The following is a 26728-nucleotide window of genomic DNA, read 5'->3' as shown; positions in this document are numbered from 1 at the left end:
CTCATAGGTGCCCCAGAGTATAACAACCGGGCTGGTTCTGAAATGCTCCTCATCTGGACCACATACTCTCCCACCAGCAGCGCTGGCCAACAGGCGTGGCCATCACCACCTCCCCATGAAGAAGGCGCCCGCAGGCGCCTTGATGAGAGACAGAACATCCCTGTCCGTCAATAGGCCAGACCGGCCCCGTAGGGATAGAGCGGGCTTTGTGAGTCTTTGGCCACGTCCGGGGACTGGGCCAGCACTGCCTGCCAGCTGGAGGGCAGCTCGAAGGGGAGCTTGCCGCGTGCCTTCTGGGTGCCGCTCATGACATCGAACAGGGCCTGATCCAGGGCACCGAAGTTGGCGAGCAGCACCCGGGCCGCCGGGGCGACCTCGGTCAGGATGGCGGGCCTGTCCAGATAGACGGAGAGCACCATGGGCACCCCGGCCTGCTCGATGGCCTGGATGGCGGCATAGTCATCCGCGCCGCGGTAGACCCCTTCGTGGGCCGTCTCCTGCACCACCTGATCATTGCTGGCAAAGCCGAGCTGACCGAAGTGGATGCTGCCAAACGGGAAACGGGGATCCTGCTCGCCCGGTGCGTTGACCCGCACGATGGCAAGCTCCGCGTCGGCCAGGTTTGTCACCACCGTATAGCCGTTGGCCCTGGCCACCTCGGCGTTGACATTGTGCAGATAGACCCGCTTGCCGTCCGCCTTCAGCGGCAGCAGGGCCCCCTCGTTCTTCAGCAGCACGTGGGACGCGGCCTGGGCGGCCTGGGCCTCTTGCTGGAACTCGGTCTTGCCCACCAGGGCCACCGCGGCCTCGGCATCCACATAGGGATTCTCGAAGAGCCCGAGGGCAAACTTCTGGGCCAGGATCCGCTCGGCCGAGGTGGTGATGGCCGCCTCGGTCACCAGACCGCTCTGCACCGCCGCCAGCAAGGGAGCTGGGTCTTCCACGCCACCGAACTGATCCACCCCGGCGTCGATGGCCTTGGCATAACGCTCGGCCTTGGTGAGCTTCTCCACGCCCCAGGACATGCCAAAGGGCACGGTCCAGGGGCTCACCCCGGCATTGACCTCATCCTGGGTCAACCCCTGCTCGCAGCGGCTGTCACAGTCATTGACGATGCCCCAGTCGCTCAGCACCACGCCGTCAAACTTGAAGTGGCCCCGCAACAGATCCGTGATGATCTGGCGGTTGAAGCCAAACCCCACCTCCTCGACGGGCTGCCCATCCTGGGTCAGTCCCAGGGGCATGGCGTAATAGGGCATCACAGCGGCTACCCTGGCCTCGAAGGCGCCCTCGAAGGGCACCAGGTGGTAGGCAAACTGACCGCCGGGGTAGATCTGCTCCTTGCCCCAGGGGTTGTGGGCATCCAGCCCGTCCTTCTGGGGACCGGCCCCGGCGAAGTGCTTGACCACGGTGACCACGCTCTCCTTGCCTATCCCCTCGCTCCCCTGCTGGAAGCCCTCGATGTAGGCCTTGACCAGAGACTTGGCGAGCAGGTTGTCTTCCCCGAAGGTGCCGTTGATGCGCCCCCAGCGCGGCTCGGTCGCGAGATCCGCCTGGGGCGAGAGGGCCTCGTGGATGCCGACGGCCCGGTACTCCTGACGGGCGATGTCGCCAAAGCGCTGCACCAGGGCGGCATCGCCGATGGCGGCCAGCCCCAGGGTTTCGGGCCACTGGGAGAAGGCCCCGGCACCGATACTGGTGGCGTTGGGATCATGGGTGAAGTGGTTGCGGGGATCCGTGCTCACCGTCATGGGGATGCCGAATCCCACTCCTTCCAGCAGGGCCTGCAGGGTGTTGTTGTCCGCGGCGATGGCCGCCGGATCACCGGCCATGCGGGTGATGAAGGTGTTGACCCCGTCCTCGCGCAGCATCTTGTCCATGGCCGCGAGGTTCACCCGCCCCGCCCCGTCCAGCACCAGGGTGCCGTGCATCATCAGCCCTGCCTTCTGGGCCAGGGTGAGCCTGCCCACCAGATCCCGGGCCCGCTCGGCGGCGCCGAGGCGCCAGTCCTCGTAGGGGGTCAGGGTGCCGCTGCCATCGAGATCCTTGAATTGCAGGCCGTCCTGCTCGATGAGGGTGACGGTGCGGTGGCCCAGAACCGGCTGCTCGGGCTTGGGGGTGGAGTCGTTGTCGTTGCACCCTGCCAGCAGCAGGGCCCCGATGGCGAGGGCGACACGGGTTCGGGAGAGCGAGTGGTGTTTCATTGTTGTTATCTTCCTTGTGTGTGTAGGAGTCGCCACTCTATGCAAAAGCGGCCCCTCTCACTTGCCCGTCGGGTGCAGGAAGTTGCCGGTTGGGAGCAGGATTGAAAAGTGTGAAAAGGGTTGCAGGGTTACCCTTGGTTACAAATCTGAAACATGAAAGCGGCGCTGGCTCACGGCAATCCGCCGCCGTTGGCCGATGATGGTGGGCCACCGCTGACAAGGATTTTTGCCGTGAAGACCGTCTCCAACCGGATTGCCCTGCACTGCCTCAACCACTGGCAGGCCCGCGGGCGGGATCCTGCTGCCCTCCTGCACCCCTGCGGCATCGCTCACGAAGAGCTGCTGATCCCTCAGGGGCGGCTCGACACCGGGCGCCACTTCCGGCTGCTGGCCGGGGCAGCCCCCCACGTGGATCTGGCCCTCAACTGGACGCCCCCCGCCCTCCCCGGCCTCTTTGCCGACTTCATGTCGCTGGCGAGCCTGTGCTGCAACGCCGCCACCCTTCGCCAGGCCCTGCACTTCTTCCTCGCCTACCGCCCCCTTATCGGCGAGAGCGACGAGATCCGCCTGCAAGAAGAAGAGGGACAGGCCAGGATCAGCTACCACTCGGAGTCCGATCACCCGGACGTCATCGCCCTGAGCAGCCTGGCCAACCTCTGCCACCTCTATGCCCTGCTCCAGTTCTACCACCCGGGCCAGGGGCTGCTGGTGCTGCCCACCCCGGTACGCCCCAGGCTGTGGCGTGAGCTGGCAGGCTGGCTGGAAGGGCGGTTGCAACAGGGGGCGGCCTTCGAGCTGCGCTTTCCCGCCGCCTTGCTCGATCTCGCCCACGGGCAGTGCAACCTGCCCCTGCAACCCCTGCTGCTTGGGGAGCTCGACCGACAGATGGCCCAGCTTCGCCCCAGCAGCCGCTACCGGGACAGGGTGATGACACTCATCCGCCAGCAGCTGTGGCAAGAGAGCGCCGAGGCCTCCTCTCTGCTCGATGGGGTGTGCGAGCACCTCAAGCTGACCCGCTGGACCCTCAACCGCCATCTGCGGGAGGAAGGGTGCCACTTCTCGGGTCTGCTGGAGCGGGTGCGCCGGGAGGAGGCCTGCCGCCTGTTGCAGGATCCCGCCCTCCCCCTGCAGACAGTGGGGGAGCGCCTGGGTTTTGCCCGCCAGAGCAGCTTTACCCGCTTCTTTCGCGAGGCGTTTGCCCTCTCGCCCCGCGAGTTTCGCTCAAGGCGCAGCCGCCTCTGAGGCGCCCCCGAGATGGGCCGCGAGCAACCCCGCCAGCCAGTGGATGAAGAGCTGGACCCTGGGGGCCAGTTGGCGGCGATGGGCATAGAGGGCGTGGATGGGGAGCGGCGGCGGCTGCCACTGGGGCAGGATGCTCACCAGCTCGCCCCCCGCGATCAGGGATTCGACCCCCACCCGCGGCATCTGGATGATGCCGAGCCCCGCCAGCGCCGCCGCCAGGTAGGTCTCGCTGTCATTGACCATGAGGGCCCCCGCCATGGGCAGCAGGGCGCGGCGGCCATCTTCCGCCAGGTATTCAAAGCCGGGCTCGCTGCGCCCCTGCCCGGCACCAAACCCGGGACCATAGTGCACCAGCCGGTGGCCCGCCAAATCCCCAAGGGTGCGGGGCACCCCGTGGCGAGCCAGGTAGCCTGCGCTGGCACAGTTGATCTGGCGATAGTGACCAAGGGGCCTGGCCACCAGGCTGGAGGGCTCAAGCGCCCCGACCCGCACCACGCAGTCAAACCCCTCGCGCACCAGATCCACCCGCCTGTCCGTGCTGCTCAGCATCAGTTGCAGGGCGGGATGCTGCGCCAGAAAGTCCGGCAGGGCCGGGATCACCAGGTGGCGGGCCATCCGGCTTGGCATGTCGACCCGCAGTTGTCCCGAGATCTGCCCCCCCTGGCGAAACAGGCCGTCAAACTCCTCCATGTCCGCCAAAAGCTCCCGGCATCTGGCATAGCAGAGCTGGCCGTCCGTGGTGAGCTGCACCCGCCGCGTGGTACGCAGCAGGAGCCGGGTCCCCATGCGCTCCTCCAGCCGGCGGATGGCGGCAGAGAGGGTCGCCTTGGGGATGCCCGTCTGCTCGGCGCAGCGGGTAAAACTCTCCAGCTCGGCAACCCGCACGAAGGCTCTCATCGCATCCAGTTGATCCATGGTCTGATTGTCTCAATAAACGGAACAGTGATTCTATTATCACGCTATTTATCCAGTTTAAAAGGAACAATACAGTGATCCGGTCGGCTCGTATCGAGCCTGTGTCCGCCACCCTGACAGGAGTCATACCATGACCAGACCCATCGCCCTCATCACCGGGGCCAGCCGCGGCCTTGGCAAGCACGGGGCCCTGGCCCTCGCCGCCAAAGGCGTCGACCTCATCATCACCTATCGCAGCCAGGCCGCAGAGGCGGAGGCGGTGGTGACCCAGGCTCGCGCCCTCGGCGTCCGGGCCCACGCCCTGGCTCTGGACGTGGGCGAGAGCGCCACCTTCGCGGCCTTCGCAGAGGAGGTGACGCAACTGCTCGCCCGGGAGTGGCAGCGCACCCATTTCAACTTCCTGGTCAACAACGCCGGGATCGGCATTCATGCCAGCTTCGAGCAGACCACGGAGCAGCAGTTCGACACCCTGCTCAACATCCACCTCAAGGGGACCTTCTTCCTGACCCAGGCGCTCCTGCCCCTCCTGGCAGACGGCGGTCGCATCCTCAACCTCTCCACCGGCCTCACCCGCTTCGCCATGCCGGGTTATGCCGCCTACGCCGCCATGAAGGGGGGCGTCGAGGTGCTCACCCAGTATCTGGCCAAGGAGCTGGGCCCCAGGGGCATCGCGGTCAACGTGCTGGCCCCCGGCGCCATCGAGACCGATTTTGGCGGCGGCGTGGTGCGCGACAACAAGGGGGTCAACGACTTTCTCGCGAGCCAGACCGCCCTTGGCCGGGTGGGTCAGCCCGACGACATCGGTGGCGCCATCGCCGCCCTGCTCTCCGATGACTGCCGCTGGATCACCGCCCAGCGCATCGAAGCCTCGGGCGGCATGTTTATCTAGGCGGTCATGATTTCCTGCTGCACAAACAAGGAAGGCCCCCTCCGACGAGGGGGCCTTCCGGCATTGGGCAGACGAGGTGCGGCGCACCGGGCCCGTTACAGGGTCTTGCCACCGCTTGCAATGACCTGGCTGTACCAGTGGAAGCTCTCTTTCTTGATGCGACGAAGAGACCCTCCCTGCTCGTCCCTGTCCACGTAGACAAAGCCGTAGCGCTTCTGGTAGCCGTTGAGCCAACTCAGGATGTCGGTGAAGGACCAGGCGCAGTAGCCCAGGAGCTCAACCCCGTCCTGCATCGCCTCCTGGCACGCCTTGAGGTGGCTGTGCAGATAGGCGATACGGTAGTCGTCGTTCACCTTGTCCCCGGCTTCCAGCTTGTCGAACTCCCCCAGGCCGTTCTCGGTGATCATCAGCGGCAAGGCGTAGCGGGAGGAGAGCCGGCGCAGGGCGATGCGCATCCCGGTGGGATCGATGGCCCAGTCCCAGTTGCTGGTCTCAAGGTGCGGATTGGGGGCCGTCTTGTAGAGGCCGGGAATGCCGCTGGAGGGCGTAGTGCCCTTCTTGCCCGTGGTGTTGATGCGCTGCATCGTCTGGCCGCCGAGGGGGTTGTCGGTGAAGGTCAGGGTGTAGTAGTAGTTGACCCCGATGTAGTCGGGGGTGCCTTCGCGCAAGAGCTCGAGATCGCCCGGCAGGATCTCCGGCGCCTCGCCGGTCTCCCGCAGATAGGCGAGTGCCGCCTGGGGGTAACGGCCGAAGCAGTAGGCATCCAGCCACCAGAGGTTGGTGAACTCCTCGGCATTCTCGAACGCCAGCATGTCGCTCGGGGCGCAGGAGGCAGGATAGGCGGGGGAGTACGCAAAGCTCGGCCCAATCAGGCCGTTTGGCACGTGCTGGCGAAACGCCTTGATGACACGGGCATTGGCGAGAAACGCGATGTGGTTGGCGGCGAAGAAACGCTTTCTGTCCTGCACGGCGGGAGGATGGGTGCCCAGCTGGTAGGCGTTGGTCAGGTTGTAGTTCTGCTCGTTGAGCGACACCCAGTACTTCACCTTGCCGGCGAAGCGCTGATAGAGGGTCACGCAATAGCGCTCGAAGTCGTCGATGATCCGCCTGTCTTCCCAGCCGCCGTACTCATCCTGCAGGGCCTGGGGGAGATCCCAGTGATAGAGGGTCAGCACCGGCTCGATGCCGTGGGCCAGCAGGGCGTCGATGAGCCTGTCATAGAAGGCGAGCCCCGCCTCGTTCACCTCGCCACGCCCCGTCGGGTAGATGCGCGGCCAGCTCACCGAGAAGCGATAGGCCTTGAGCCCCATCTCGGCCATCAGCGCCACGTCCTCTTCCACCCTGTGGTAGTGATCCACCGCCACGTCTCCGTTGCTCCCTTCAAAGGTCTTGCCCGGCAGCTTGGTGAAGCTGTCCCATACCGAGGGGCCCTTGCCCTCCTCGTTCCAGGCCCCTTCCACCTGATAGGCGGCGGAGGCGGCGCCCCAGAGGAAACCGTTCGGGAAGTCGTTGAACTTGTGATGATGCATCTGGTGTTGCTCCTTCTGCGCGGATGGCGGGGGCCATCCCGTGATACGTCGACCCCGTACAGGGGCCCGAAATGAGTTGGCACCAGCATCCAACACTTCTAGAATTCCGTCCAATGACAAATATGGCCACCTATCATTCCTATCTGGAATCAAGCGAGGCACCATGGAGTTGAGAGACCTGAAAGCCTTCGTCACCCTGGGGGAGGTATTGCACTTTGGTCAGGCGGCGGCGCGCCAGCACGTCACCCAGTCGGCCCTGAGCAAGCAGATCCGCCGGCTGGAGGCGGACCTTGGCGGCGAGCTGTTCGAGCGCAACGCCGGCAGCACCCGGCTGACGGTGCTCGGGCGCGCCCTTTACGCCGACGCCTGCACCCTGGTGGCCCAGAGCGAACAGCTCGCCCGCAGCGCCCGCGACGTGCTGGCGGGCCACGCGGGTACCCTGCGCATCGGCTTCGGGGTCGCCACCAAGCTGCTGGTGCCCGCCGCCATCGCCCGCTTTCGGGCCAGCCGCCCCGGGGTCGCCATCGAGCTCAACGATCTCTCCACCCATCACCAGTTGCTGGCGCTGGCGGAGGGCCGCCTGGATCTCGGCTTCTGCCGCCTGCCCGCCCCCAAGGGCTGGCCGGTGCTGCCCGTGGTGCGCGCCCATTTCGTCGCCGTGCTGCCCGCAGGCTATCAGGGAGTGGCGGGGCTCGCCGATCTGCAGGAGAAGCCGCTCGCCATCCTGCGCCGGGACAAGGCCCCCTCTTTTTACGATCAGTTCATCCATTACCTCGCCCAGAGCGGCCTGCGCTTTCAGGACATCCAGTACGTGAACGACTTCGCCGCCGGCATCGCCACCGCGGCAGCCGGCATCGCCTGGACCCTGGTCCCCTCCTCCACCACCATTGAGCATCCCGATGTGCTGACCCTGCCCCTCGGGGAGGCCGACGCGAGCTGGATCATCGGGCTCATTCGCCCGCCGGGCAACGACAATCCCCTCGTCGCCCCCTTCTGGCAGACGGTGGCGGAGCTGGCGGATCCGGCCCTCACCGGCCTCATGACGACAGGGGACGGGGCTCCCACCTGGGACACCCCATGAAAGGGAATCATTCGAAAATCACATTAACGATGGCATTAGGCAGTCCGCCCCCCTTATAATGCCCTCCTAACCCGACACCATGACAAGGATCCGTTTCGTTCATGCACTCTCACTGGCTGCTGAGGTTTGATCTGCATCGCCTCATCCTTGCGCTGGCCGTCATAGGTGTGCTGGCTACCTTTGGCAACAGCTTTTACGCCATCTATCAGGCACAACGGCAACTGCTCATCGACAACACGCTAGAGGCGAACCGGGTCTATGCCGCCAAGCTCGCCGCCTCCGCCGAGACCATGCTGCACTCAGCCCAGGAACAACTGGCTTACAGCGCTAGCCAACTTGCCCCCTTGCTGCAGGGCAACGACCTCCATGGACTCGAGGAGGTGGCGGGCCAGTTGCGCCAGCAGACCAACACCTTCAACTCGGTGGCCATCGTGAACACCGATTCCGTCATCGTCGCCGTCTCTCCCGAGGCATTGCATGTGAAAGGGGTCAAGCTCACCTCGGCCAATGCGAGCCGGACCCTGGCCAGCCAGCAGCCCCTCATCGCGGATCCCTTGGTCTCCCTCACTGGCAACTACCTCATCAGCCTCTCCCACCCCATCTTCTCGGCAGACAGGCGCTACCTCGGCTATGTCGCCGGCACCATCTATCTGGAGTCCGCCAGCGTGCTCTCCAGCCTGCTGGGGCAGCACTACTACCAGGATGGTTCTTATCTTTATGTGGTGGACCGCCAGCGCACCCTCATCTACCACCCGAACCCGGAGCGCATCGGCCAGAAGATTGGCAAGAACCGGGTGGTGGATGCGGTGCTCAAGGGACAGGATGGCGCGCAAAGCGTGCTCAACTCCCGGGGCAGCGAGATGCTGGCAGGCTTTGCCCCGGTGGCGGACGCAGGCTGGGGGATAGTGGCCCAGCGCCCCCGCAGCGCCACCCTGGCCGGTCTGGATGAACAGATGCTGGAGATCCTCAAGGGGATGATCCCGGTCACCCTCTTCATTCTTTTCGTCATCTGGCTCTCGGCCACCATCATTGCCAGACCCCTGCGACAACTGGCCAACCGGGCCGGGCTCATGGATCAGCAGGGGGCCGCCACCAGCATCTCGGGGATCCGCGCCTGGTATTTCGAAGCGGCCCAGTTGAAGCAGGCCATCCTCAAGGGGCTGGGGCTGCTCAACACCAAGATCGACAAGCTGCACACCGACAGCCACACCGACCCCATGACGGGCCTGTTCAACCGCCGAGCCATGCAGCAGATGCTGGACGAGTACGAGGTCGAGCGTCAGCCCCTGACGGTGATTGCCCTGGACATCGATCACTTCAAGGCCATCAACGACCGCTTCGGTCACGACGTGGGGGATGCCGTCATCGTCTCCCTCGCCACCCTGATGCAGCAGGATCTGCGTTCCGATGCCGCCTTGTGTCGAAGCGGCGGCGAGGAGTTCCTGCTGCTGCTGCCCGGGGTCTCCCTTGCACAGGCGCAGAAGATCGCCGAGCGCCTGCGTACCCGGGTGGCGAGCCACGACATGGAGGTGGCAGGCCATATCACCATCTCCCTCGGCGTCGCCCACTGGGGGGCGGATGCCACCAGCATCGCCGCCGTGCTCAAGGAGGCGGACAAGGCGCTCTATGATGCCAAGAGCCAGGGCCGAAACTGCGTGGTGGTGGCCCTGGGTTGATCGGCCCAGGCTTTGCCGGACACCGTTCGGCCATAAAAAACCCCTGCCATGGCAGGGGTCGGACGGTATCCATGTCAGGGGATCAGAGCGTGACGGCCAGGCTCTCGACCGAGGCGGCGCTTGGGGTCACCAGCACGGGCACCGATTTGGAGGTGGGGGTGAAGGAGCCCTCCCCTATGCTCTCGATGGCCACCAGGGGGTTGGTCTCGGGGTAGTAGGCGGCGATGTTGCCTTTCGGGATCTCGTAGAAGATGACGCTAAAGCCCCGCACCACCCGCTCGCGCCCGTCGTTGCACACCGCACTCATGTCCACCCGCTGCTCCTCGGCGAGCCCCAGCCTCCTGGCATCCTCCTCGTTCATGAAGACCACGTTGCGTCGCCCCTTGATGCCGCGATAGCGATCATCCATGCCATAGATGGTGGTGTTGTACTGATCGTGGGAGCGCAGGCTCTGAAGCAGCAGCACGGGCTGGTCCACCATCTGCTCCGCGTGGCTGGTGCACTCGGGCAGGATGGAGTCCGGCAAACGGCTCGCCCTGAATTCGGCGCGCCCGCTCGCGGTGTTCCAGCGCAGCAGGGCGGCGCTGTTCTCCAGATGGAAGCCGCAGGGCTCCTCGATGCGGCGGTTGAAGTCGCCAAAGCCCGCGATGGTCTCCTCGATGAGATCCCGCAGCAACCCGTAGTCATCCCGCAGCGCCAGCCAGTCCACCCGCTCGCTGCCGAGCGTTGCCTCGGCCATGCGGGCCACGATGTCTATCTCGGAGAGACAGAGCGGCGAGACCGGCTCGTTCATCCCGGTGGAGGCGTGCACCATGCTGAAGGTGTCCTCCACGGTGATCTTCTGCACCCCGGTGCGCTGCTGATCGAGCTCGGTACGGCCCAGGCAGGGGAGGATCAGGGCATCTTTTGACACCATGAGGTGGCTGCGGTTGAGCTTGGTGCTGATCTGCACGTTGAGCTCGCTCCTTCGCATCGCTTCATAGGTGAACTCGGTATCCGGCGCGGCGGCTGCCAGGTTGCCCCCAAGGCAGATGAGCACCTTGCTCTTGCCGCCATGAAGGGCTTTGAGGGCCTCGTATACGTTGTGCCCCGGCGTGCGCTTGAAGCCCACCGGGAAGCGGCGCTCCAGGCGATCGAGGAAGGCGGCATTGGGTTTCTCGTTGATCCCCATGGTGCGGTTGCCCTGCACGTTGCTGTGACCGCGCACCGGACAGAGTCCGGCCCCCGGCTTGCCAATCTGGCCGCACATCAGGTGCAGGTTGACGATTTCGCGAATGGTGTCGACCGAATGCTTGTGCTGGGTGATCCCCATGGCCCAGCAGCTGATCACGCTCTCGCTGCTTGCGAAGATCTGCGCCGCCCGTGTGATCGCCTCCCGACCGAGGTCGGATTGCGCCTCGATTTGCGTCCACTCCGTGGCCTTCACCTGAGCCAGGTAGTCGTCAAAGTGCGCGGTGTGCTGCTCGATAAAGGCGAGATCGATGCGCCCCCCCTCCTCTTCCAGGATGTATTTCGCCATGCCGCGAATGGCCGCCATGTCACCGCCTAGCTTTGGCGTGAGGTACTGGTGGCTGATGGTGGTGGCCGCCGGGGTCAGTAGCTCCGCCGGGCTCTGGGGGCTCGCGAAGCGCTCGAGGGCCACCTCTTTGAGGTTGTTGAAGGTGACGATCTGGCACCCCTGGCGCGCCGCCTTGCGCAGGGCGTTCATCATGCGCGGGTGGTTGGTGCCCGGGTTCTGGCCAAAGACGAAGATGGCTTTGGCGGCGTCGAAATCATCGAGCACCACGGTGCCCTTGCCTACCCCGACGGACTGGATGAGCCCCACCCCGCTCGCCTCGTGGCACATGTTGGAACAGTCGGGGAAGTTGTTGGTGCCATAGAGGCGGCCAAATAGCTGATAGAGGTAGGAGGCTTCGTTGCTGGCGCGTCCCGAGGTGTAGAACTCCACCTCGTCGGGGCTGGTCAGGCTCTTGAGTTTGTCGGCGATGAGGGCAAACGCCTGATCCCAGCTCACCGGCTCGTAGTGATCGGTGGCCGGGTTGTAGCGCAGGGGCTCCGTCAGTCGCCCCTGGTATTCGAGCCAGTAGTCGCTCTGGGTGGCGAGGCGACGCACCGAATGCTCGGCGAAGAAATCGGCACCCACCGTCTTGCCGGTAGATTCCCAGGCCACCGCCTTGGCGCCGTTCTCGCAAAACTGGAAGGCCCCCTGCTTGTTGTCACCCCAGGCGCAGCCGGGACAGTCAAAGCCGTCGGTCTGGTTGACCCGCAGCAGGTTCTTGATGTTCTGGCGGGTCTTCTGGCTGCGCAGCACCTGCTTGAAGGTGGACTGCAGGGAGGAAAAGCCGCCGGCCTTGGCCGGTTTCTCAATATGACTGGACATGGGAATCTCCAACGTGATCTTGGGCGCGGGGGCTGGCATAGCAGACCGGGGCATCGGATCGGGGCACATGGATCAGGGTCAGGTTGTACTTCAGGGCCAGTCGCACCGCGAGCTGGCTGGGTGAAGCAAGGCTGATGAGGTGAGCGGCGCCAAATTGCACCGCCTTGTGAATGAGTTCGCTGCCGCAGCGGCTGGTGATGACCAGGGTGGCGGCCTGCACCGGCTGGCGCAGCTGCATGCCGATGAGCTTGTCCAGGGCGTTGTGCCGCCCTATGTCCTCCCGGCAGGCCAGGATCTCGCCGCGATCATCCAGCGCCAGGGCGGCATGAAGGGCGCCGCTCTGGCGGGCCTTGCTCTGCCAGGGGGCGATGCGCTCCCGCAGATCCTGCAAAGTGGCGGTGTCGAAGGGGGCGCCCGGGGTCAGCGGGGTGAGCACGGGCAACGCATGTTGGATGGCCTCCACGCCGCAGATGCCACAGCCGCTGGCACCGGCCAAGCGGCGCTTGCGCTGGCCAAGCACTGCCAGACAGCGGTTGGCGATGGTGACATCGAGCACGATGCCGTGCTCGGACGGGGTGCTCTGGATATCGTGTACATCGTGGTTGCCCCCGATGATCCCCTCGCCAAACAGAAAACCGATGGCGAAATCGTCGAGATCGTCCGGGGTGGCCATCATGACGGCATGGTTGATACCGTTGATGTTGACGGACACGGCCACCTCCTCCACCAGCTCATCCAGACTGGGCAACCGTGAATTGAAAGGGATCATGCGAGACGCTTATAAGCTGTATTCGGGCCTCAAGTTTAGATAAGCCGCCGCGCCAAAACCAATGAAACAAATCTATTCACCAATAGATAACTTCTATTGCCATCGGGATGTCGATTGATTAAATTTGTCGCTCATTGCCTTTACCTGCTGCCATTACCACGATGAATATCAAGCAGTTGCACTATTTCTACGAGCTGGCCCAGCACCGTCACTTCGCCAAGGCGGCCAAGGCTTGCTTCATCACCCAGCCGACCCTGTCCGCCAGCATCACCGCCCTGGAGAAGTCACTTGGCACCGAACTGGTGGTGCGCAACAGCCAGTTCGTGGCCCTGACCCAGGCGGGGGAAGTGGTGCTGCACCACGCCGAGCGGATGCTGCAGGAGCAGGATGCCATGCGCCAGGAGCTCAGCCTCTTTCGGGGCGGGCTGTCGGGTGCGCTGCGCATCGGCGTCGTGCCCCAGTCGAGCATCGACATCATGCCGCTGCTCAAGGGGTTCAATGACGCCTACCCCAAGGTGGGCCTGCACCTCTGCGTGATGACCCATGCCACCCTGATGGAGCAGCTGGATCTGCATCGCATCGACATCGGGCTCGGCTTTGACGAGTTGCTCACCGAGCATCAGCGCCGGGCCCTCGACGTCCAGCTTCGCCACCCCAACCCCATGGCCCTGCTGGGCCCCCTGCCTGCCCACTGCGCCCCGACCGGGCCGCTGACCCTGGCGGACTTGCAAGATCTCCCCCTGATCCTGCCAAGCACCACTATGCAGTTTCGCCGCTACCTGGACGAGGCCGCCGCCCGCCAGCAGATCAGCCTGCGGGTGGTGCTGGAGACAGACTCCCTGTTCCACCTGGTCAACGGGGTGAGCCACGGCCTGGGCTGCGCCGTGGTCAGCGCCGGCATCGCCGCCACCGCCCAGCAGCTCTTCAAACTGCCCTGCCATCCCTTGAGCGATGCAAGCGCAGGCACCATCGCCTTCATCACCCGAAAACACAGTGTCACCCCCGCCATGAAGGCGTTTCTCGCCAAGGCAGGGGCATGAAAAAGGCAGCCCATTGGGGCTGCCTGCACTGATCAAGCGGGGGAGCTTGCCCCTCTCCTCGCGTCAGCCTGCCCCTTGCTGTCTGTCCAGCGCCGCGATGAAGGCGCTCGCCAGAGCGTGATCGGAGAAGGGATTCTGGCCTGTGATGAGCTCGCGATCGATCACAACGCCAGGCTGCCAGGGTGCCACGAACTGCATGCTGCCACCGGCCTGGGCCATGGCCTTCGCCGGGTAGTAGCGCAGCGTGTCACCCCCAAGGGAGCCTTCAAACACCGCCTCTTCCTTGTCGGAGAAGATGGTCATCCTGTAACCGTCGTAGATCCACTCTCTGGCGCCGTCCGCCTTGCCCGCAATGACCGACTGCTCGAACCCGGCCGGATCCGCCTGCGCCGCCAGCAGCGCGATGGGGCCGTGGCAGATGGCGGCCGTGGGTTTGTGGTTGTCATGGAAGTGGCGAAGCAGGGTCCCCACCTCGGGATCCTTGGCAAGATCGATGAGGGGCGCATGGCCGCCGGGAATGAAGAGGCCGGCATAGCGCTCGGGACCGGATGCCAGCACCTCCCTCAGGGAGAGCACCTTGCCGGCGCCAAGCAGCCCCTCCACGACGGCGCCGATTCGCACCATCTCCTGCGGGTTGCCGCCAAAGTACTGGGGATCGACGGAGTGTTTGTCGACAACGGGCCGGTTCCCTCTCGGGGTCACCGGGGTCAGGGTATAACCGGCCTCCAGCAGGGCGGCGGCAGGCACCCCCAGTTCATTCTGGTAGAAGCCGGTGGTCAGGCTCTTGCCCCCTTGCAGCGGCAGTTCGGTCTCGCTCGAGAGCAGCACCAGGATCTCGCCTTTCGGGGCGGCGCTGGCCGCAGCGGAGGTCGCCAGCAGCAGTGAGGCCAGCACGGCCTTGAGGGTGTTCTTCATCGTGATCTTCCTTTTGATGGCAGTGATCGATCGGGCGGCCACAGGGCCGCCCGCGATGAGCAATTTACTGATTACCCAAGGATGAATAAACTCACACCATTGAACTTGATTATTTACATGGATGAACATATGTCCCGTGCCTTCGACCCCGTCCAGCTCGGCACCATAGAGCTCTTTTGCAAGGCAGCCGAACTTGGCAGCTTTACCGCTACGGCTCAGGTACTGGGGGTAACGCCCGCCTCGGTGAGCCGCTCCATCCAGCGTCTCGAGGCCAGGCTCGGCGTCAAACTCTTCCATCGCACCACCCGCAGCGTGCGCCTCACCCATGACGGGGAGCTCTATCGGGAGCAGTGCCAGCAGGCGCTCGAGCAGATCGCCGAGGCCGAGCGGGCCATCACCGGCCGCCAGCGCCACCCCAGAGGAGTGCTGCGCATCAGCGTGGGCACCGTCTATGCCCACCACCGTCTGGTGCCCCTGCTGCCGGGCTTCATGGCGGCCTATCCCGAGGTCGAGCTGGAGCTCAATGTCTCCAACAGGAACATCGACTTCGTGGAGGATGGTTACGATCTGGCCATCCGGCTGGGGGAGCCGCGCGATGGGCGGATCATCGCCCGCAAGCTGGAGGATGCCAGCCTCGGGGTCTTCTGCGCCCCCGATTATGCCGCCCGCCGCCCCGCGCCAACCTCCCTGGAGATGCTGTCGCAACATGATCTGATCCAGTTCATCACCCCGAGCACGGGTCGCCCCTTCCCCTGGCAGTTCGTGAACGAGCAGGGGGACCCTGTCGACCTTCATGTTCAGAGCAGACAGCGGGTGCTTGACGATGTACTGGCGGGCCTGGGCTGGGCGGTGGCTGGGGGCGGTCTGTTCCAGATCTACCATTTCGTGGCGGCCGAGGCGCTGTTGCAAGGCAAGCTGATCGAGGTGATGACCCCCTTTGCGGGGCGATCCCGCCCCTTCTACGCCCTCTATCCACAGCACCGTCACCTCTCGGCCCGGGTCCGGGCCTTCGTGGATTACCTGCTGGCAGCGGTGCACCCAGAGGGGTCGCCTGTGCCAGGGGAATATCCCCCTCTTCGCTGACGAGGGCCCCTCATCTGCGTGACTGCGCCCCCGATACCGGGGGCAAAAAGCAGATGGCACTCTGGACACAATGGTTGCCTAATTAAATAAATATGCATAAAAATCAATACAGGCAGGGCTCGATATATGAACTCTTCTGCTGTTTGTATGAAGCATCGTGCTGCTGAAAATTTTCTGTGAGCCACCTCCCGCCGTTTAATTCAAGAGCCTATAACCTTGACCCGTACAATAAAAACCTGACGTGTTCCGGTTTATTTCACCATGCATCACAAAGGAGTGTCATATGTATAAAAAAGTGAAACTGGCGAGCATTATCAGCACCCTTATTCTCTCGGCCACTGCATATTCTGCAGAGATGACCGTGGGCTTCTCGCAAATTGGTTCTGAATCCGGGTGGCGAGCTGCAGAAACATCGGTCGCCAAGAGCGAAGCCCAAAAACGCGGCATCATTCTGAAAATTGCCGATGCCCAGCAGAAACAGGAGAACCAGATCAAGGCCATTCGCTCCTTCATTGCTCAGGGAGTGGATGCCATCTTTATTGCCCCCGTGGTGCAGACCGGCTGGGATCCGGTATTGCAGGAGGCGAAAGAGGCAGAGATCCCGGTGTTCCTGCTGGATCGCAACATCACGGTGAAAGATGACGCCCTCTTTATGACCGGGGTCGCCGCAGACAGCGTCCACGAAGGGGCAGTAGCGGCCCAGTGGCTCATCAAGCAGCAGGATGGCAAGGCCTGCAACGTGGTCGAACTGCAAGGCACAGTGGGAGCCAGCGTGGCGCTGGATCGCAAGAAGGGCTTCCTCGACACTGTCGCGGCCGTGCCCACCATCAAGATCATCCGCACCCAGTCCGGCGACTTCACCCGCAGCAAGGGCAAGGAGGTGATGGAGAGCTTCATCAAGGCGGAAAATAACGGCAAGAATATTTGCGCCGTCTACGCTCACAACGACGACATGGCCATCGGCGCCATCCAGGCCATTAAAGAGGCCGGGCTGAAACCGGGCAAGGATATCAAGATCATCTCCATCGATGGGGTGCCGGATATTTTCAAGGCGATGATGGCCGGTGAAGCCAATGCCTCGGTGGAATTGACGCCAAATATGGCAGGCCCCGCCTTCGATGCCCTGCTGGCCTATAAAAAGGATGGCGCCCTGCCCCCCAAACATATCAAGACGGAGTCTATTCTGTTCGAGCCTGAGAGTGCAGAGGCCCAGCTCGAGCTGAAAAAAGACATGGGTTATTAATGCCGCTCGCCCGCTGAGCCAGCCAGTCAAATAACACGCCATATCGGCTGGGTTGCGATATGGCGTGTTATATCGGAGAGCCCCTATTCATGTCAGAAAACACTCAGGATGTCCTATTGAACGCCCGCGGGATCTGCAAGGCCTTTCCCGGGGTACGAGCCCTGCATCAGGTGGACTTCTCCCTGCGAAGGGGGGAAATCATGGCGCTGCTCGGCGAGAACGGGGCCGGCAAGTCCACGTTGATCAAGACCCTCACCGGTGTCTATCAGCGAGACGCCGGCCGTATCGAACTCGATGGCGTCCCTATCTCCCCGACGGACACCGCCCATGCCCAGCGTCTGGGGATAGGCACCGTCTATCAGGAGGTCAACCTGCTGCCGAACATGTCGGTGGCAGACAACCTCTTCATCGGCCATGAGCCCCGCCGTTTCGGCTTCATCGACCGGGGCGCCATGACCCGGCAGGCCAGCGCCATCATGGCCAGCCACGGCTTCGAGATGGATGTCACCCTGCCCCTCGACCACTACTCGGTCGCCATGCAGCAGATCGTGGCCATCGCCCGGGCGGTGTCACTCTCCGCCAGGATCCTGATCCTGGACGAGCCCACCGCGAGCCTGGATGCCAGCGAAGTCCAGATGCTCTTCTCCCTGATGACGCGCCTGCGGGATCAGGGGGTAAGCCTCATCTTCATCACCCATTTTCTCGATCAGGTCTACGCCATCAGCGATCGCATCACAGTGCTGCGCAACGGCGAGCTGGTCGGCACCCGCGACACCCAGGCACTGCCACAACTGGAGCTGGTCAAGATGATGCTGGGACGCGAACTGGACGACAATGCCCTCAAGCGGGCGGGCAAGACACTGCGCAGCAACCAGCCCATGGTGTCGTTCAGGGACTATGGCAAGCGGGGAGTTATCGCCCCCTTCAGTCTCGACGTCATGCCCGGGGAGATAGTGGGCCTCGCCGGCCTGCTCGGGTCCGGTCGTACCGAGACCGCCGAGCTGATGTTCGGCATAGTGCCGAGCGACAGCGGCGAGTGCCGGGTGCGGGACAAGCCGGTGACCATCCGCTCTGCACGCCAGGCGGCCGCCAACGGCTTTGGTTTCTGCCCGGAGGATCGCAAGAGCGCCGGCATCATCGCCTCGGCCTCGGTGCGGGAGAACATGGTGCTGGCCCTGCAAGCCCAGCGGGGCTGGTTGCATCCCCTGTCTCGCAAGGAACAGGACGAGATCACCGCCCGCCTCATCGAGCAGTTGGCCATCAAGACCCCGGGACCAGAGCAGCCCATCCAGTTTCTCTCCGGGGGCAACCAGCAAAAGGTGCTGCTCGCCCGCTGGCTGCTCACCAAACCCCAGTTCCTGATCCTGGACGAGCCTACCCGGGGCATCGACGTGGGGGCCCACGCCGAGATCATCCGCCTCATCGAATCCCTCTGCGCCAACGGGCTGGCCCTGCTGGTCATCTCCTCCGAGCTCGAGGAGCTGGTGGGCTATGCCGATCGGGTGATCGTCCTTCGTGACAGAAAACAGGTGGCAGAGCTTGCGACGGACGCCCTGAGCGTCCCTGCCATCATGAACGCCATTGCATGTGAGGCCTGATATGACGTCATCCATTCTCCCCCTCGCCAAGGGGTCGCGCGCCCGCAGGGAGTGGCCCACGGGCTCGGCCCAGTGCGCCGCCCTGGTGTGCGTGCTGCTCATCAATGCCCTGGTCGCCGACAACTTCTTCGCCATCCACATCCAGGATGGGCGGCTGTTTGGCAGCCTCATCGACATCCTCAACCGCTGTGCCCCGGTGGCCCTGCTCTCCCTCGGCATGACGCTGGTGATCGCCACCGGCGGCATCGACCTGTCGGTGGGCGCCGTCATGGCCATCAGCGGGGCCACCATGGCCAGCCTGGCCACCGGCGGTCACAGCCTGCCGGTCATCTTCGCCGCCGTCATCGGGGTGGGCCTTCTGTGCGGCCTGTGGAACGGCCTGCTGGTGGCGGTGTTCAAGATCCAGCCCATCGTCGCCACCCTGATCCTCATGGTGGCGGGCCGGGGCATCGCCCAGCTCATCACCGAGGGGCAGATCATCACCTTCAACAACGACGCCCTCGCCTGGATCGGCAGCGGCTCCCTCTTCTATCTGCCCACCCCGGTCATCATCACCCTGGGCATGGCGCTGCTGCTCTGGCTGCTGACCAAGCGCACCGCCCTCGGCCTCTTCATCGAAGCGGTGGGGATCAACATCAAGGCCGCCAAGAACGCCGGGCTCAACACCCCCATGGTGGTGATCGCCACCTACCTGCTGAGCGGCATGATGGCCGCCGTCGCCGGCATGATAGTCGCCGCCGACATCCGGGGTGCCGATGCCAACAACGCCGGGCTCTGGCTCGAGATGGACGCCATTCTGGCGGTGGTGATAGGAGGCACCTCCCTGATGGGGGGGCGCTTCAACCTCGCCCTCTCCCTGATCGGCATACTGATCATCCAGGGGGTGAACACCGGGATCCTGCTCTCCGGCTACCAGCCCCAGTGGAACCAGATCGTCAAAGCCCTGGTGGTGCTGGCGGTGCTGGTCATGCAGTCACCGGCCCTCAACCACCTCTTCCAGCGAAGGACTCGCCATGTTTAAACGCAACCTCCCCCTGATGGTGACCATCATGGTCTTCGTGCTGGGCTATCTGCTCTGCCTGGCCTCCTTCCCTGCCTTCATGTCCACCCGCATCATCTGCAACATCCTGACGGACAACGCGTTTCTGGGAATAGTGGCGGTGGGCATGACCTTCGTCATCCTCTCGGGGGGCATCGATCTGTCGGTGGGGGCCGTCATCGCCTTCACCGGCGTGCTGCTGGCAACCCTCATCGGGAAGCTGGGGGTCAGCCCCGTGCTGGCCATCCCTCTGGTACTGGTGCTCGGAGCAGGCTTTGGCGCCCTCATGGGCTGGCTCATCGACACCCTGAAGATCCCCGCCTTCATCATCACCCTGGCGGGCATGTTCTTCCTGCGGGGGGCAAGTTTTCTCATCTCCGAGCAGTCCCTGCCCATCGATCACCCCACCTTCACCTACCTGTCGAGCCTGTCGTGGAAGATACCGGGGGGCGGTCGCCTGAGCCTGCTGGCCCTCATCATGCTGGCGGTGGTGGTCTTCGGCATCCTGCTCGCCAACCGCACTCGCTTTGGCAACAACGTTTACGCCATCGGCGGCAACGCCACCTCGGCAGCCCTGATGGGGATCTCGGTGCGCCACACCACCATTCGCATCTACCTGCTCTCCACCACCCTGGCGACCCTCGCAGGCATCGTGTTCGCGCTCTATACCTCGGCGGGCTATCCGCTCGCCGCCGTCGGGGTGGAGCTCGATGCCATCGCCGCCGTGGTCATCGGCGGCACTCTGCTGAGCGGCGGGGTGGGCACCGTCTTCGGTTCCCTGTTCGGGGTGCTGATCCAGGGGCTGATCCAGACCTACATCAACTTCGACGGCACCCTCAGCTCCTGGTGGACCAAGATCATCATCGGCCTGCTGCTGTTCAGCTTCATCGCCCTGCAGCGCCTGCTGATCCTGGTTTCGGAGCACCGCAAGGCCAACAAGCCAGGTCCTTTCAAGCGCCAGGTTGCCGCCCAGCCCGAGTGAGGTATCAGCAAGACTCTGGTGGCAGAAGATAACGGGGGCAAGGCACTCTCGTGCGCCCTCCCCGCCTGGCCGTCACGGGTCCGGCGCAGAGGATGGGGAGGCAGCGGGGGCCCTCACAGGGCCCGGCCCTAGCCTCCCGCACGCCCCTTTGAGGGGTGATACCGTCTTTGGAGGGCACTCAGGTCAATCGCACCACCAGGGGTTGCCCTCATGGGGGCTCAGCACCTCCAGAGGCTCCCCCATGACAGGCGTGGTCAGGGGGATCTGTTGCTCGGCAGCCAAGCGGGCAATCTGCTCAAGCGGATCGTTCCAGCGGTGCATGGCCAGATCGAAGGTGCCGTTGTGCACCGGATAGAGCCATTTCCCCCCAAGATCGTGAAACGCCTGCGCCGTCTGCGCCGGGAGCATGTGCACCAGCTCCCAGCGCTTGTCGTAGGCCCCGGTCTCGAGGAAGGTCACGTCGAACGGACCGTAGCGCCTGCCAATCTCCTTGAAACCGTCGAAGTAGCCGCTGTCACCGCTGAAGAAGAGGTTGACCCCCTCGCCGCGAATGACCCAGGAGGCCCAGAGGGTCTGGTTGCCGTCCCCGAGGCCACGGCCGGAGAAATGCTGGGCCGGGGTCGCTACCAGGGTGACACCGCCCACTCGGGTCTGCTGCCACCAGTCCAGTTCGCGGATCTTCTCCTTCGCAATCCCCCAGGCCATGAGGCGCGCCCCCACCCCGAGGGGCGTGATGAAGTGGTCGACCTTCTCCTGCAGCGCCAGTATGGCCCCGTGATCGAGATGGTCGTAGTGATCGTGGGAGAGGATCACCCCCTCGATGGGGGGCAGCGCCTCCAGGGTGATGGGCGGTTGATGCCAGCGCTTGGGGCCGAACCACTGCACCGGCGAGGCCCGCTCGCTGAACACGGGATCCGTCAGCCAGAACGTGCCCTGCAACTTGAGCAGCAGAGTGGAGTGGCCGAGGCGCCACACGCTGTTGTCCGGCGCCGCGATGAGCCCCTCCCGGGTCATGACCTGTACCGGAATGGCGCGATCCGGCACCGTGCCCTCAGGCTTGGCGAACAGGAAGTCCCACCAGAGCCTGGCCCCTTCCCAGAGGCTTCGCGCCTGGGGTGTCACGGCATTGTTGAACCGGCCCCCCTGATATTGCGAGGAGTCCGGGTGTTCGGGCAGGCCCGGTTTGAGTAGAGATGCGATCATGCCAATCATCAGGGCTCCTTTGAGCAACCACAGAAAACGGCGCCCCTCAGGGGCGCGAAAAGAGGCTGACGGGGTCTGCATTCATACCACGCCTGTCAGCCTGGTCTCTGGTGAGTCGAGAGCAGCCCCTGCACGGGGCCGCACCATCCATAAAACAGAACGGGAGAGTCGCACGGTATGAAACCGGTTCCCGGCGTCTCCGGTAACGGCAAGATAGCCTGCCCGGGCTCCCGCCACCAGAGGGGGTCGCGTTGCCGCATGGCCCCGGCATGGTGTCGCATCAAGCGCATGGCCTCACCTGCTCTGCCGGCGCCAACAAAAGGAGGCGCCGGATGGCGTACAGCCAGGGCGGCGGCGCTATCTCGCCTCCCAACGATCAATTTCATCGAGCATCTGCTCAGGGGTCAGCTGGCGGGTCATCCGCCCTCGCAGCACATGGCGATGGCTGAAGGATTTTGCGCCACGGGCCATCACCCTGGCCTTGAGCGCCGCGATGTGCTCTTCGCCGAAATGGCTGTTGTAGGTGTTGAACAACACCACCTCCTTGCCATCGAAACGGTTGTGCTCGACGAAGGCCCAGATAGGCGGCGCCGGGCTGTAGAGCCAGACCGGGGAGCCGAGCCACACAGTATCGAACGGAGTCAGATCGAGGGTGCGCGGCACGATATCGGGCAGTGCCTCTGGTGCACGCTTCAATGCGTTCGCATCGCCGAGGGCCTGCACCAATCCCCCGGGGCCGAGCCGATAGGCGGGGGCATCCAGCGCAAAGAGCCGGGCCCCGAGCCGATTTGCCAGGTGGCGGGCGGCCAGCGCCGTATTGCCCGAGCGGGAGAAATAGACCACCGCCGTGCGGGGGCTCGCCACCTGCGGGCTCTCTGCCTCCAGCCCGGCCAGCTCATAAGCCTGCCGACGCTCGATAAAGGAGACCGCCAGCAACACGACTACCACGGCGGCGGCCAGCGCGCCAAGGGCGATAAAGGCCCAGTTCATCATCCTTGACCTCACGTTACATAAAGTACGGTTTGTCGCCGTCGCTGCCGGGTTGGTGGATGCCAAGGTTCTCCCCCAGATGCAGTTCGGGCGAGACCAGGATCCGGGTGATGAGATCCCCCACGCTCCTGCGCGACACCACGGTGCCCTGGAAGGGCTGGCCCTTGGCGGTCAGCTCGTAATCCACTTCATCCTCATCGGTCAGCCAGGCCGGGCGCAAGATGGTGTAATCCAGCCCCGATGCCTCGATGGCGTCTGCCGCACGGCGGTAGGGTTTAAGCTCCTCGCCGATGATGCCGCGATTCCACTGACCGAACTTGCCGGGCACCTCGTCGTAGATCCCAAGGGACAGCACGAAGACCAGGCGCTTCACCCCGGCGGCCTGCATGGCAGCGATGATCGCCTGGGCCTGCTTGTCCAGGTTGTCGCCACTGAGGTTGGCGTAGACGATCTCTTGTCCTGCCATCGCCTCCTTGAGCAGCGGCTTGTCCAGCACGCTACCGATCACCACTTTGGCGTTGGCCGGCTCACGGCCGCTCAACTTTTTGGGGTCGCGCAGCAGCAGGGTCTGGCGGAGGTCGCCCTGCCCGGCGAGCCCCTTGACCACCCACCGGGCTATCTGGCCGCTGGCGCCGAGGATCAGTACGTTTCGCATATCGGTTTACCTTGTCGCTTGAATGGGTGGGGATGCCCCACCGCGGGATCACAGGGTGCGCTGGAAGAAGGGCACCACGCTTGCCATGGCGATGGCCACCGGCTCGGCTTTGTCGTAGAGGTCGTAATGGGACCAGCCTTCGGCCACGACTATGTGCTTGTCGGTGGAGGCGGCGCGGCCGTAGATCTCCCAGCCATCCCGATAGGCGCCAAAGCCCCCCGCCTTGTCGCCGATGACCACCATCAGCGGCTGGGTCAGCAGCACCTCGGCATGGAGGAAGGCATCCCATCCCATGGCGGCGCCGGTGAAGGACATCAGCTGGCGGGTCGCGCCGTGAGGCTGCTGACCGCGCGCCGTCTTGTAGTACTCGGTGGCCTCCAGCACGTCGATGTCGGTGATGCCTGCCGCGGTGGCCGCCGCCACGGACGCCGGCAGCAGTTCGGCGGGCTCCATGGCGCTCCCTTGTGCCTGCGCCGTGCGCATCCGGGCGATACCCTGGGCCAGCTCAAGAGGCTTGAACTGGGCGAAGCCTTCGCGGATCAGGCGGCCATAGTTGACCCCTGTGATGGAGACCAGCGCCTTGAGGCGGTGATCCGTGATGCCCGCATGGATGGTGTAGGCGCCGCCGCCGCACACGCCGATGGCGCCGATGCGATCGCTGTCCACATAAGAGAGGGATTGCAGGTAGTCCACCGCGAAGCGGATGTCGGAGACCCGAATCGCCGGATCCTCGATAAAGCGCGGCTCACCGCCGCTGGCGCCCTGGAAGCTGGCGTCGGGCACCAGTACCACGAACCCTGCCGCGGCCAGCCCCTTGGCGTAGACATTGCCGGCGGTCTGCTCCTTGCAGCTGCCGATGGGGTGGGTGCTGACGATGGCCGGGTAGCGCTTTTGCTCGTCGAAATCGGGCGGCAGGTAGAGGTCGGCCGCCGTCTGCCAGCCTAGGTTCTGATAGGTCAGGTTCAATACATGGCTCATGATGATGCTCCTCGATAAGCGAGAGGGGCCTCCCCCTCTCGCGGGCCGATTAGTTCAGGGTTCGCAGGAAGAAGGGGGCCAGCTGGGCGACGGCCTCGTCGACATAGCGGGGCACATCGTAGAGGGACATGTGGTTGGCCCCCTCCACCACATGCAGGGTCTTGTCTGTGCTCGCGGCGCGCGCCAGCAGGTCATCGCTCATCCACTTGCTGCCGGCCACACTGCCAGCCACCGCCAGAATGGGCTGGGTCAGGAAGGCCTCGGCCTTGTGATAGGCGTCATAGGTGATGATCTGGTTCAGGTTGCGGGTCAGCGCAAAGCCAGGCGCGTTGGAGTGCTCGCAGCGCGGAGTGTGGTAGTACTCCCAGGCTTCGCGCAGCTCCTCGTTGGGGGCATCCTCTTCACGCAGGGGCGCCAAGGGGATGGTGGCGTAGCCGCTACCAGCCGCATCCGTGGTGCGCGCCTGGGAGCCGAACGCCAGATAGCCCATGGCATCGGCATCCTTGACGCTGTTGTCCCAGCCATTGCGGAACATCTGGCCGATGTTGACCGCGCTGACCATGCCGAGCGCCTTGATGCGGCGATCCTGGATGGCGGCATTGGCGCTGTAGCCAGCGCCGGCGCAGATGCCCATGGCCCCGATCCGGTTCTCATCGACATAGGGCAGCGTGGTCAGGTAGTCCACCACGGCGCTGACGTCCTCGGTGCTGACGTGGGGATTCTCCAGCTGGCGCGGCTCGCCCGAGCTCTCGCCCTGATAGGAGCGGTCAAAGGCGATGGCGATGAGGCCCTGCTCGGCCAGCTTGCTGGCGTACAGGCCCGCAGTCTGCTCCTTCACCCCGCCGCCGGGGTGGGAAACCACGACCGCCGGGTACTGCTTGCGCTCATCGAAGTGCGGCGGGAAGTGAACGATGGCGGCCAGGGTGATGCTTTGGCCGTTGCGATTGGGGAAGGTAACGTGGGACATGGTCGGGCTCTCCGTTAGGTTCAGGGTCGTCATGCTTGACGCAAGTTCGAGCTAATAGTAGTAAGTCTATTGATCTAGATATACGCACCTATCAAGACATGACTGATTAGCAAGGCTAAACAAATGCCCATAGAACCTTCACTCGTCGCGTCACTGACGTGGTTTGCCCACATCGCCCGCCACCGCAGTTTTACCAAGGCCGCCGCCGAGATGGGGGTGACCCGCGCCGCCCTCTCCCAGCACCTCAAGGGGCTGGAGCAGCAGTTGCAGGTACGGCTGCTCAACCGCACCACCCGCGACATGTCGCTGACCGAGGAGGGGCAGCGCCTGCTGGACGTGCTGCAGCCATCCCTCACGGCCATCGAGCGGGTGGTGAGCGAACTCAATGACTCCCACCTTGAGCCCTCGGGCCTTATTCGCATCAACAGCTCGCGCATCGCCGCCAGGCTGCTGATCGAGCCCCACATGGGAGAGTTTCTGGCGCGCCATCCCAAGCTGCGGCTGGAGCTGGTGATGGCGGACGGGTTTTCCAACATCATCGCCGACGGCATGGATGCCGGCATTCGCCTGGGGGAGAGCCTGGATGAACACGTGGTGGCGGTGCCCATCACCCCGCCTTTGACCATGGCCATTGTCGGCTCACCCGACTATTTCAGGCAGCATGGCACGCCGCAGACCCCGGGCGAGCTCACCCGGCACAACTGCCTGGCCTACCGCTTCACCTCCAGCAACACCATCGACCGCTGGTCGTTTACCTCCCCCGATGAGGAGCAGCACACCCAGATCGTCGATCCCAAGGGCAACGCCGTGTTCAACGACGACGACAGCATGCTGCAGGCGGCCCTGCAGGGGGTGGGGTTGGTCAAACACCTGGATCTGCGGGTGCGCCAGCACCTGAGTGACGGCTCACTGGTGCGGGTGCTCGTCCCCTGGTGCCCCCCCTTCCCGGGGTTTTATCTCTATGTGCCGTCGCGGGCCCAGATGCCGGCCAAGATGCGGGCACTGATGGATTTCCTGATCGAGAAGCGAGCACAGCTGGCCTGATGTCACTGCGCCGGTCGTTGCCCGTCAGGCCAGCAAGTGGTTGACGCACCACCAGTCAAGTGCCTGGGATTGCCGACGGTCTGGTACTTTCTGGGTTTAGGCCTTGGCGCACGGCAAGCTCTTCTCTTTCGAAAAGGGATCGTAATGTGGTGAGAACAAAGAGGATGCAGTGGCAATAGAGGCCACGGGAGGTGGCTGAGGGAAAGCATGATCCCAAGGGGACAGTGCTTGTAGTGGTCTAATCATCCCGGACACCGTTTTAGGTGGTACAGTCGCCACCATTATTTGAGGTGTTCAATGACAAGA

General features: G+C 64.2%; 22 protein-coding genes. 11 read left to right on the top strand and 11 right to left on the bottom strand.

What is annotated here, in order from left to right:
* Window positions 1–167: 167 nt before the first annotated feature.
* A complete protein-coding gene (locus OKC41_RS17590) occupies window positions 168–2204 on the bottom strand; it encodes a glycoside hydrolase family 3 protein (protein ID WP_201894063.1) in 2037 nt (678 codons plus the stop codon).
* 231 nt (window positions 2205–2435) lie between these two features.
* On the opposite strand from OKC41_RS17590, the gene OKC41_RS17585 reads away from it, so the two are divergent.
* The gene (locus OKC41_RS17585) at window positions 2436–3446 is read left to right on the top strand and encodes an AraC family transcriptional regulator (protein ID WP_201894064.1); all 1011 of its coding nucleotides are present in this window, start codon (window positions 2436–2438) and stop codon (window positions 3444–3446) included.
* Here the strand turns inward: OKC41_RS17585 and OKC41_RS17580 are convergent.
* Window positions 3426–4361 (bottom strand): LysR family transcriptional regulator, encoded by a 936-nt coding sequence (locus OKC41_RS17580; protein ID WP_201894065.1) that lies wholly within the window; start codon window positions 4359–4361, stop codon window positions 3426–3428. The two genes, OKC41_RS17585 and OKC41_RS17580, sit on opposite strands and share 21 nt — an antisense overlap.
* A gap of 130 nt (window positions 4362–4491) precedes the next feature.
* Here OKC41_RS17580 and OKC41_RS17575 point away from each other — a divergent pair, with 130 nt between their 5' ends.
* Window positions 4492–5250: an SDR family NAD(P)-dependent oxidoreductase gene (locus tag OKC41_RS17575; protein ID WP_010674615.1), complete on the top strand. Its 759-nt coding sequence runs from the start codon at window positions 4492–4494 to the stop codon at window positions 5248–5250.
* Between the two features lie 95 nt (window positions 5251–5345).
* On the opposite strand, the gene OKC41_RS17570 is transcribed toward OKC41_RS17575, so the two are convergent.
* The gene (locus tag OKC41_RS17570) at window positions 5346–6779 is read right to left on the bottom strand and encodes a glycoside hydrolase family 1 protein (RefSeq protein ID WP_039039079.1); all 1434 of its coding nucleotides are present in this window, start codon (window positions 6777–6779) and stop codon (window positions 5346–5348) included.
* A 163-nt stretch (window positions 6780–6942) separates the two neighbouring features.
* Here OKC41_RS17570 and OKC41_RS17565 point away from each other — a divergent pair, with 163 nt between their 5' ends.
* The gene (locus OKC41_RS17565) at window positions 6943–7860 is read left to right on the top strand and encodes a LysR family transcriptional regulator (RefSeq protein WP_010674613.1); all 918 of its coding nucleotides are present in this window, start codon (window positions 6943–6945) and stop codon (window positions 7858–7860) included.
* A 101-nt stretch (window positions 7861–7961) separates the two neighbouring features.
* Window positions 7962–9536 carry a sensor domain-containing diguanylate cyclase gene (locus tag OKC41_RS17560; RefSeq protein ID WP_270672230.1) on the top strand — a complete coding sequence of 525 codons (1575 nt, stop codon included), beginning with the start codon at window positions 7962–7964 and terminating at the stop codon, window positions 9534–9536.
* Between the two features lie 82 nt (window positions 9537–9618).
* Here OKC41_RS17560 and OKC41_RS17555 read toward each other — a convergent pair whose 3' ends face one another.
* The gene (locus tag OKC41_RS17555; RefSeq protein WP_270672229.1) at window positions 9619–11916 is read right to left on the bottom strand and encodes an FdhF/YdeP family oxidoreductase; all 2298 of its coding nucleotides are present in this window, start codon (window positions 11914–11916) and stop codon (window positions 9619–9621) included.
* Window positions 11900–12685 (bottom strand): formate dehydrogenase accessory sulfurtransferase FdhD, encoded by a 786-nt coding sequence (gene fdhD / locus OKC41_RS17550; RefSeq protein ID WP_201894073.1) that lies wholly within the window; start codon window positions 12683–12685, stop codon window positions 11900–11902. Before fdhD ends, OKC41_RS17555 begins: the two co-directional genes overlap by 17 nt.
* A gap of 161 nt (window positions 12686–12846) precedes the next feature.
* Here fdhD and OKC41_RS17545 point away from each other — a divergent pair, with 161 nt between their 5' ends.
* Window positions 12847–13725, top strand: a complete 879-nt coding sequence (locus OKC41_RS17545; protein WP_048208684.1) for a LysR family transcriptional regulator — start codon at window positions 12847–12849, stop codon at window positions 13723–13725.
* A gap of 63 nt (window positions 13726–13788) precedes the next feature.
* On the opposite strand, the gene OKC41_RS17540 is transcribed toward OKC41_RS17545, so the two are convergent.
* The gene (locus tag OKC41_RS17540) at window positions 13789–14640 is read right to left on the bottom strand and encodes a type 1 glutamine amidotransferase domain-containing protein (protein WP_214004853.1); all 852 of its coding nucleotides are present in this window, start codon (window positions 14638–14640) and stop codon (window positions 13789–13791) included.
* A gap of 117 nt (window positions 14641–14757) precedes the next feature.
* Here OKC41_RS17540 and OKC41_RS17535 point away from each other — a divergent pair, with 117 nt between their 5' ends.
* The 5 genes from OKC41_RS17535 to yjfF all read left to right on the top strand — a co-directional run bounded on the left by OKC41_RS17535 (window position 14758) and on the right by yjfF (window position 20585).
* Window positions 14758–15723, top strand: a complete 966-nt coding sequence (locus tag OKC41_RS17535; protein WP_234916744.1) for a LysR family transcriptional regulator — start codon at window positions 14758–14760, stop codon at window positions 15721–15723.
* 283 nt (window positions 15724–16006) lie between these two features.
* Window positions 16007–16966: a galactofuranose ABC transporter, galactofuranose-binding protein YtfQ gene (gene ytfQ, locus OKC41_RS17530; protein ID WP_270672228.1), complete on the top strand. Its 960-nt coding sequence runs from the start codon at window positions 16007–16009 to the stop codon at window positions 16964–16966.
* Window positions 16967–17055: 89 nt separating this feature from the next.
* Window positions 17056–18564 carry a galactofuranose ABC transporter, ATP-binding protein YtfR gene (ytfR, locus tag OKC41_RS17525; protein WP_270672227.1) on the top strand — a complete coding sequence of 503 codons (1509 nt, stop codon included), beginning with the start codon at window positions 17056–17058 and terminating at the stop codon, window positions 18562–18564.
* 1 nt (window position 18565) lies between these two features.
* Window positions 18566–19585 carry a galactofuranose ABC transporter, ATP-binding protein YtfT gene (gene ytfT / locus OKC41_RS17520; RefSeq protein ID WP_039039072.1) on the top strand — a complete coding sequence of 340 codons (1020 nt, stop codon included), beginning with the start codon at window positions 18566–18568 and terminating at the stop codon, window positions 19583–19585.
* The gene (gene yjfF / locus OKC41_RS17515) at window positions 19578–20585 is read left to right on the top strand and encodes a galactofuranose ABC transporter, permease protein YjfF (protein ID WP_010674604.1); all 1008 of its coding nucleotides are present in this window, start codon (window positions 19578–19580) and stop codon (window positions 20583–20585) included. The genes ytfT and yjfF overlap by 8 nt, the downstream gene beginning before the upstream one ends.
* A gap of 183 nt (window positions 20586–20768) precedes the next feature.
* On the opposite strand, the gene OKC41_RS17510 is transcribed toward yjfF, so the two are convergent.
* From OKC41_RS17510 to OKC41_RS17490, 5 genes are all read right to left on the bottom strand, one after another.
* Entirely contained in the window at window positions 20769–21797 is a 1029-nt protein-coding gene (locus tag OKC41_RS17510; protein ID WP_270672226.1) for an MBL fold metallo-hydrolase, read from the bottom strand.
* A gap of 348 nt (window positions 21798–22145) precedes the next feature.
* Complete coding sequence (locus OKC41_RS17505; protein WP_201894079.1) at window positions 22146–22781, bottom strand: flavodoxin; 636 nt, start codon at window positions 22779–22781, stop codon at window positions 22146–22148.
* A 13-nt stretch (window positions 22782–22794) separates the two neighbouring features.
* A complete protein-coding gene (locus OKC41_RS17500; protein ID WP_201894081.1) occupies window positions 22795–23433 on the bottom strand; it encodes an SDR family oxidoreductase in 639 nt (212 codons plus the stop codon).
* Between the two features lie 48 nt (window positions 23434–23481).
* Window positions 23482–24411: an alpha/beta hydrolase gene (locus OKC41_RS17495; protein ID WP_201894083.1), complete on the bottom strand. Its 930-nt coding sequence runs from the start codon at window positions 24409–24411 to the stop codon at window positions 23482–23484.
* Window positions 24412–24460: 49 nt separating this feature from the next.
* A complete protein-coding gene (locus tag OKC41_RS17490; RefSeq protein ID WP_201894085.1) occupies window positions 24461–25378 on the bottom strand; it encodes an alpha/beta hydrolase in 918 nt (305 codons plus the stop codon).
* A 123-nt stretch (window positions 25379–25501) separates the two neighbouring features.
* On the opposite strand from OKC41_RS17490, the gene OKC41_RS17485 reads away from it, so the two are divergent.
* Window positions 25502–26422 carry a LysR family transcriptional regulator gene (locus tag OKC41_RS17485; RefSeq protein WP_201894087.1) on the top strand — a complete coding sequence of 307 codons (921 nt, stop codon included), beginning with the start codon at window positions 25502–25504 and terminating at the stop codon, window positions 26420–26422.
* Window positions 26423–26728 lie beyond the last annotated feature (306 nt).

This window comes from Aeromonas sp. QDB17 (assembly GCF_027705305.1).
GTDB classification, from domain to species: domain Bacteria; phylum Pseudomonadota; class Gammaproteobacteria; order Enterobacterales; family Aeromonadaceae; genus Aeromonas; species Aeromonas caviae.
This window is presented reverse-complemented; position numbering and strand designations above follow the sequence as displayed.